Here is a 6,512-nt window from a genome sequence, read left to right on the forward strand (position 1 = left end):
CTGGGGGGACTTGACCATGGCCACCGCCGTACCCGCACCGCCCGACGCCACCGCGCCGATGACACCCGGCCGCCGCAAGGCGGGCATGCTGCTCTGCCTGGTCACGATCGTGCTGGCCGTGCTCGACATGAACATCGTCTCGGCGGCCACCGTGCCGATCGTCCGCGACCTCGACCCGGTCCACGGCGTCGACCGGCTGCCCTGGCTGATCAGCGCGTTCGCCCTCGCCGCCACCGCGCTGCTGCCGCTCTACGGCAAGCTGTGCGACTCCTACGGCGCCAAGCGCGTGCTCCTCGGGGCGGTCGCCACCTTCACGCTCGGTTCGGCGCTGTGCGGAGCGGCGCAGTCGATGGGCCAGCTGATCGCCTTCCGGGCCGTCCAGGGCATCGGCGGCGGCGGGCTGATGAGCGTCACCATGGTCGTCATCGCCCAGTTCAAGGAGCCGGACGGGCGTGCCAACGCCAAGGGCAGCGCCATGGGCGGGATCGTCGCGGGGCTGGGCATGTCGGTCGGCCCGCTGGTCGGGGGGCTGCTCGCCGACCACGTCAGCTGGCGCTGGATCTTCTACGTCAACCTGCCGCTCTGCCTGGTGGTGCTGGTCGGTGTCGCCCTGGTGATCAGGCTGCCGAGGGCGACCGGCCGCGGCGGCCTGGACTTCCTCGGCTCCGCCCTGGCCGCGGCGTTCGCGGTCGGGCTGCTGCTGGTCACCGAGTGGGGCGGCAAGGACTACGCCTGGACGTCCCCGGTGATCCTCGGGCTGGCCTTCGGCACGCTCGCCGCGTTCGGCCTCTTCCTGTGGCGCCAGGCCGTCGCCGCCGCGCCGGTGCTGCCGCTGTCGCTGTTCCGGATCCCGGTGGTGCGGCTGGGCTTCGCGATCCAGGGCCTGGTCGGGATGGGCATGATCGGCGCGATCGTCCAGGTGATGCTCTACCTCCAGCTCGCCCGGGGCGTCGCCCCGACCACCGCCAGCCTGTACCTGATCCCGATGGCGGCCGGGATGACGGTCTCCGGCCTGGCCGTCGGCCGGCTGCTCGCCCGGGGCCACTCGCTGGGGACCTTCCTGCTGGCCGGCGCGGGCTGCGCGGCGCTCGCCCTGCTGCTGCTCGGCCTGAGCGGGCCGACCACCGCGCTGCCCGCGGTGATGGCCGAACTCGCGCTGCTGGGCTGCGGGTTGGGTCAGCTGATCGGCCAGCTGATCGTGGTGGTGCAGCAGGCCGCGCCGACGCACCAGCTGGGCGTGGCGACCACCGGCATCCGGTTCTTCCAGAACCTCGGCAACGCGCTGGGGGCGGCGGTGTTCGGCACCGTGCTGACCAGGGTCTTCGCGGCCGGCGAGCAGGGCCGGCCGCTGGGCGCCGTCCGGACGCTCACCGGGACCGCGCGCGAGCACGCGGTGCGCAGCTTCACCGACGCCGTGGACGTGGTCTTCCTGTCGGCCGGCGGGGTGCTGGTGCTGGTGGTGCTGCTGGTGTGGCGGCTGCGGGTGGTCGGCGGCGCGGCCCTGGACGGGGGAGCGAGTGCGGGTGCGGGCGGGGCCGCCGAGCCGCCGGCGGGGGCGGCGGCGGAGCGCCCGGCGGTCGGGGCCCGGGCGGCCTGAGCGAGGGGGTTCGAGCGGGGCGGTGTTCGAGCGAGGGGGTTCGAGCGGGGCGGTGTTGGAGCGGCGGGGCCCGGTGGCACGGGGGTGTCCACCGGGCCCCGCCGCTTTCGCGGGCGGCTCAGCCCTGGGCGGCGGCCGTCCACTCGGAGGCCAGGATGGCCCAGATCTCCTTGTCGTAGCGGACCCCGTTGTACGGGTACCACTCGCGCAGCACGCCGTCGCGGGTCATGCCGACCCGCTCGGCGACGGCCCGGCTGCGGGCGTTGACGGAGGAGCACCACCACTCGGCACGGTGCATGCCGCGGGTGGCGAAGGCGTAGTCGAGCAGCAGCTTGACGGCGGCGGTGATCAGCCCGTGGCCCTCGCCGGCCGGTTCCGTCCAGGCGCCGATCTCGCAGACGCCGGACCGGGCGTCGAAGCTCACGAACATCACGCCGCCGACCAGCGTGCCGTCCAGCCAGATGCCGTAGATCCGCTTCTGGTCGGCGTTCAGGCCGTCGGAGTAGCGCTGGAGGGTGGCGCGGGCGGAGTCCAGGTCGACCGAGAAGGTCGCCCAGGGGATCCACGGGTCGGTGTGGGCGCGGGCGCGGTCGAGGTGGGTCAGGAACTCGGGGGCCTGCCAGGGCTCCAGCGGGCGCAGTTCGGCGTTCTCGGTGAGCGGTACGGCAAACACGGGCGGCCTTTCACGGGTGGTGCTGAGGTTGGCGAAACCATTCATAACAAACGTTTGGTATGTACGATAGCCCCCATGACACCGGCCCGTGGAGACCATGACGCCCGACGCTCGGATGTTTCCGAGGGGGTGTGGCGGGTGCTCTCCACCCGGGGCTTCGAGGGGCTGACCCTGCGCGCGGTGGCCGCCGAACTGGGTGCCTCCACCGGGATGCTGACGCACTACTTCCCGAACAAGCGGGCGCTGCTCAGCCATGCGCTGGAGGAGCTGGACCGGCGCTCGCTGGCCCGGCCCCGGCGCACCGCCCCGGCCGACGGCCAGCCGCCGGCCGGGCTGGCCCGGGTGCGGGCCTCGCTCCTGGACGTGCTGCCGCTGGACGGCGAAGCCGCGGCCGACAACCGGATCTGGGTCGGCTCCTGGGACCACGCCCTGGCCGACCCGGAGCTGGCGGCCGCGCACGCGGGCCGCTACGCGCGCTCGCGCACCGCGCTCACGGCGCACGTCGCGGACGCCCAGCGGCTGGGGGAGCTCCCGGCGCAGGCCGACCCGGCGGCGCTCGCCGCGGGGGCGCAGGCCTTCGTGCTGGGTCTGGTGGTGCAGGCGCTGTTCGCTCCGGAGGAGTTCCCCGCGGAGCGGCAGGCGGAGCTGCTGGACGCCTATCTGGCCGGGCTGGCGGGCTAGGCGGGGCGGGCGGGCCCGAGCCGGAGCGCGCCGGGCCGGTCCGGTCCGGTCGGGTCGGATTTGGGTCGGCTCGGGTCGGCTCGGCCGTCGGGGACGGTGCGTGCTCCGACGCGTGCGGGGCGGGGGATTCACCGGGAATTCCGGTTGTTCCGATTGACCCCGTTTTCGGTCCTGTTTCACGGCGGCCGCGATACGCATCGTCACGAGTTCTGCGCGAAGGGTGCGCGGAACGGTTGGTGTACGGGATGACCGGGTGGTCCGGAACGAACACGGATGGTGTCCGTCGGAGCGGTGGCCTGCGGAATTGCCGGATGGTGCCCCCAGCAGGATTCGAACCTGCGACCTACCGCTTAGAAGGCGGGTGCTCTATCCGCTGAGCTATGGGGGCGGGACGGGCGGCGCCCTGGCGGGCGCGACCGTGGCCGGGATCGGGCTGGCGGGCGCCGGGGCGCGCGCTGTCCGGCCCCGTACCTGAGGGTGGGGGTGGGGGTGGTGGGCCCTCGCCCTGTCGGGGACAGGATAAGGGTGACCGCTTCCCCGGCCGGGTGCGACGACACCGCCGTTGGTGTGTCGGTTCGGTGGAGCGGTCCGATAATCGCAGGTGAAGGCCGTGAGTGCAGCGGTCTGGGAGTGTTCCGCGCCGGACGTTGTGCAGTCGTTACGGGGCTGCCTCCTCACCCGTTATGGATTCGGCACGGAGAATGTGCCGCCGACGGAGCGGGTGGGGGGTCTTTATCGCCGTTGCGCCGGTCGGATGACGTGCGCGGACGGCCGTCCGGGTGCGTTCCGGAGCCTCTTCCCCGGCGGCTCCCGGGGCGTGCCGGCGGGGCGGCGAGCAGCGGGTTTGTTGTCATGGCCGCGAAGATTCGGGCCGTGCAGAGGCTGCGGGAGGCTGAAATTCACCCCTGCGAGTGACAAAAGTTTCCACAGGCCCGAGTTATCCACAGGATTTCGGAACTCGGTGGCCGGGATTTCCCCCGAAGTGCACGCTCAAGGCGCACCGGTCGATTCCGTACGGTGCATCGGCGGGAACGGAGGGTGTGCCGTGAACGAGACGCATGTGACGGTGGTCGGCAATGTGGCGACGGAGGTGAGCTACGGCGAAACCGGCGGCGGGGTGCCGATGGCCAACTTCCGGCTCGCCTGCACCGAGCGGCGGTACGACCGGCAGCGCGAGTGCTGGGTGGACGGCGAGACGCAGTGGGTGACGGTGACGGCCTGGCGGGCGCTGGCGGTCAATCTGATCGGCTCGCTGGCCAAGGGCGATCCGGTGCTGGTGAGCGGCCGGCTGCGGGTGCGGGAGTGGGCGGACGGGGAGGTGAAGCGCAGCCGGGCCGAGATCGACGCGCGATCGGTCGGACACGACCTCACCCGTGGTACCACGGCGTTCCGGTGGGCGGCGGGGGTGCGCGGGCAGCCGCCGGGCGGCCCCGGGCCGGCCGGGGCGGAGACGGGTGACGAGGTGGTGCCGGAGTGGATCGTCAGCGCGGTGGAGGCGCGCAGGGGCTCCGCGTCGCGGTCCGGGGCGGGCTCCCCGGCGGCCCCGGCGGCGGTGGCGGCACCCGCCGTGCGGGCGCTGCCGCCCGGCGGGAGGCCGGTCGCGGGGGAACCGGGGGAGGTGGACGGGAGGGCGCGGGGAGGTGGCGCCGCGGATGTGCCGACCTGACCGGTCGGGTGGCCTTCCCTGTCGACAAATATGTTGATCGAGAACGCCGTTGCGCCCGCACGCGCAATCCGACCGCATAACAGAAAACCGTCCGTGAGTTTCTGCCGGGCCGTCAGCTTGTGTGGGACCTGAGGGGATTGATAACGATCCAGATACGGAATCGTCCTGATTTCGCATGGGGGTTTCGGGGCCTCCGGGGCTCAATAGGATTCGTCTGGTTCATACCCGCAGCAGTGCCACAGGGGGCACGCGCGGATCGGCAAGTCGGCGGGGACTGCCCACTCGGTGCGGCCCGGCCCGGAGGGATCCCAGATGTTCCAGAGGCAGGGGCTGAGTCTGTCCCGGATAACCACTGTCATGCTCACGACCAGCTTGGCGCTGGGCGGAGGCCTGTTCGCGGCCGGTGCGGCGGCCGCGGCCGGCGCACCGACCTCGGGCGTGACCGCCGAGGTCCAGAACGAGATGCTCGGCGAGAAGATCGACGTCGAGGGCAAGGGGACCGTCGACGGCGGCCTGTTCACCCTCAAGACGGACGCGGGCGAGAAGCTCCGGACGTACTGCATCGACTTCGACAACCCGGTCTACCTGGACAGCAACGCCAAGTACCACGAGGCGGACTGGGCCGCGAGCTCGCTCAACAGCAACGCGAACGCCCCCAAGATCCGCTGGATCCTGGACAACTCGTACCCGCAGGCCAGCCTGGCCTCCCTGGCCACGGCCATCCACGTCGACGGTCTGAGCGAGGCGGACGCCGCCGCCGGCACCCAGGCCGCGATCTGGAAGTTCTCGGACAACAAGAACGCCGTCCCGCGCAACGACAAGGCCAAGAAGCTCCGCGACTACCTCGTCGGCGACGCCAACAAGGGCGTCGCGGCCGAGCCGAAGCCCTCGCTGACCCTCGCCCCGGACTCGGTCTCCGGCAAGTCGGGCGGCAAGCTCGGCCCGTTCCTGCTGAACTCCAGCGCGAACGAGGTCAAGCTGACCGTCACCGGCGACGCCGCGGACAAGGTCAAGCTGCTGGACAAGGACAACAAGCCGGTCGGTGGCGCCCTGGCGGGCCCGATCAACAAGGACACCCCGCTGTACCTGGACGTGCCGGCCGGCACCCCGGACGGCAAGGCCGCCATCAACGCCACCGCCGAGGCCACCGTGCTCAGCGGCCGGGTCTTCATGAGCAAGGTGGACAACCGCGGCCGCCACAGCCAGACCATGATCCTGGCCGGCTCCACCAAGGTGAACGTCGCGGCCGGCGCCAAGGCCACCTGGAAGCAGGGCAAGGGCGCGCTGATCGACAGCTCCGCCAAGGAGGAGTGCGCCGCCGGCGGCGTGCGGGTGTCCGTCACCAACACCGGTGACGAGGCGGCCACCGTCACGGTCGGCAAGCAGCAGGTCGCCGTCCAGCCGGGCAAGACCGAGAGCGTGCTCGTCAAGGTCGAGGAGAAGGCGAGCTACGACTTCACCGTGACCGGCCCGAACGGCTACTCCAAGCAGTTCACCGGCGTCCTGGACTGCAAGACCGGCGTGACCCCGACCCCGGCCCCGACCACCCCGGCCGCGACCGGCACCCCGTCCGGCACCCCGTCCGGCGGCCCGTCCGTGACCCCGTCGGGCACCCCGAGCACCGGTGCCGGCCAGCCGACCCCGGCGACCACCAGCGCCGCCCCCGGCACCGGTGGCCTGGCCCAGACCGGTGCCAATGACACCACCCCGATCCTCGCCGCCGTCGCCGGTGGCCTGGTCGTGGCCGGTGGCGCCGCCGTCTTCGTCCTGCGCCGCCGCGGCCGTCACGGTCGCACCACCGCCTGAACCGACTGAACCGCGCGAGCGGGCCGGGAGGCGCTGACCTCCCGAGACCCTGAGAGCGGAAACCGGCCCGGCTCCCCGCACCCGTGCGG

Annotated in this window: 5 protein-coding genes and 1 tRNA gene; 4 read left to right on the top strand and 2 right to left on the bottom strand. The window is 72.6% G+C overall.

Annotated elements, in window-relative coordinates:
* Positions 1-16 precede the first annotated feature (16 nt).
* Complete coding sequence (locus tag ACFWJ4_RS32105; RefSeq protein ID WP_380550307.1) at positions 17-1,597, top strand: MFS transporter; 1,581 nt, start codon at positions 17-19, stop codon at positions 1,595-1,597.
* Between the two features lie 118 nt (positions 1,598-1,715).
* Here ACFWJ4_RS32105 and ACFWJ4_RS32110 read toward each other — a convergent pair whose 3' ends face one another.
* On the bottom strand, positions 1,716-2,270 hold the full coding sequence (locus ACFWJ4_RS32110) for a GNAT family N-acetyltransferase (protein WP_380550310.1): 555 nt from the start codon (positions 2,268-2,270) through the stop codon (positions 1,716-1,718).
* A 75-nt stretch (positions 2,271-2,345) separates the two neighbouring features.
* Between ACFWJ4_RS32110 and ACFWJ4_RS32115 the strand changes: the two genes are divergently transcribed.
* Complete coding sequence (locus ACFWJ4_RS32115) at positions 2,346-2,951, top strand: TetR/AcrR family transcriptional regulator (protein WP_380550313.1); 606 nt, start codon at positions 2,346-2,348, stop codon at positions 2,949-2,951.
* Between the two features lie 312 nt (positions 2,952-3,263).
* Here the strand turns inward: ACFWJ4_RS32115 and ACFWJ4_RS32120 are convergent.
* Positions 3,264-3,339: transfer RNA gene (locus ACFWJ4_RS32120), tRNA-Arg, on the bottom strand.
* 657 nt (positions 3,340-3,996) lie between these two features.
* On the opposite strand from ACFWJ4_RS32120, the gene ACFWJ4_RS32125 reads away from it, so the two are divergent.
* Together ACFWJ4_RS32125 and ACFWJ4_RS32130 are read left to right on the top strand one after the other, a co-directional pair.
* Positions 3,997-4,617, top strand: a complete 621-nt coding sequence (locus ACFWJ4_RS32125) for a single-stranded DNA-binding protein (RefSeq protein ID WP_380550316.1) — start codon at positions 3,997-3,999, stop codon at positions 4,615-4,617.
* A gap of 357 nt (positions 4,618-4,974) precedes the next feature.
* The gene (locus ACFWJ4_RS32130; protein WP_380550319.1) at positions 4,975-6,423 is read left to right on the top strand and encodes a Cys-Gln thioester bond-forming surface protein; all 1,449 of its coding nucleotides are present in this window, start codon (positions 4,975-4,977) and stop codon (positions 6,421-6,423) included.
* The last annotated feature ends 89 nt before the right edge of the window (positions 6,424-6,512 follow it).

This window comes from Kitasatospora sp. NPDC127067 (assembly GCF_042724755.1).
Taxonomy (GTDB): Bacteria; Actinomycetota; Actinomycetes; order Streptomycetales; family Streptomycetaceae; genus Kitasatospora; species Kitasatospora lactacystinica.

What these genes read in the sequence shown, in the direction of transcription:
- ACFWJ4_RS32105 (WP_380550307.1), top strand. Translation starts at nt 17, where the DNA reads ATGGCCACCGCCGTACCCGCACCGCCCGACGCCACCGCGCCGATGACA.
- ACFWJ4_RS32115 (WP_380550313.1), top strand. Translation starts at nt 2,346, where the DNA reads ATGACACCGGCCCGTGGAGACCATGACGCCCGACGCTCGGATGTTTCC.
- ACFWJ4_RS32130 (WP_380550319.1), top strand. Translation starts at nt 4,975, where the DNA reads ATGCTCACGACCAGCTTGGCGCTGGGCGGAGGCCTGTTCGCGGCCGGT.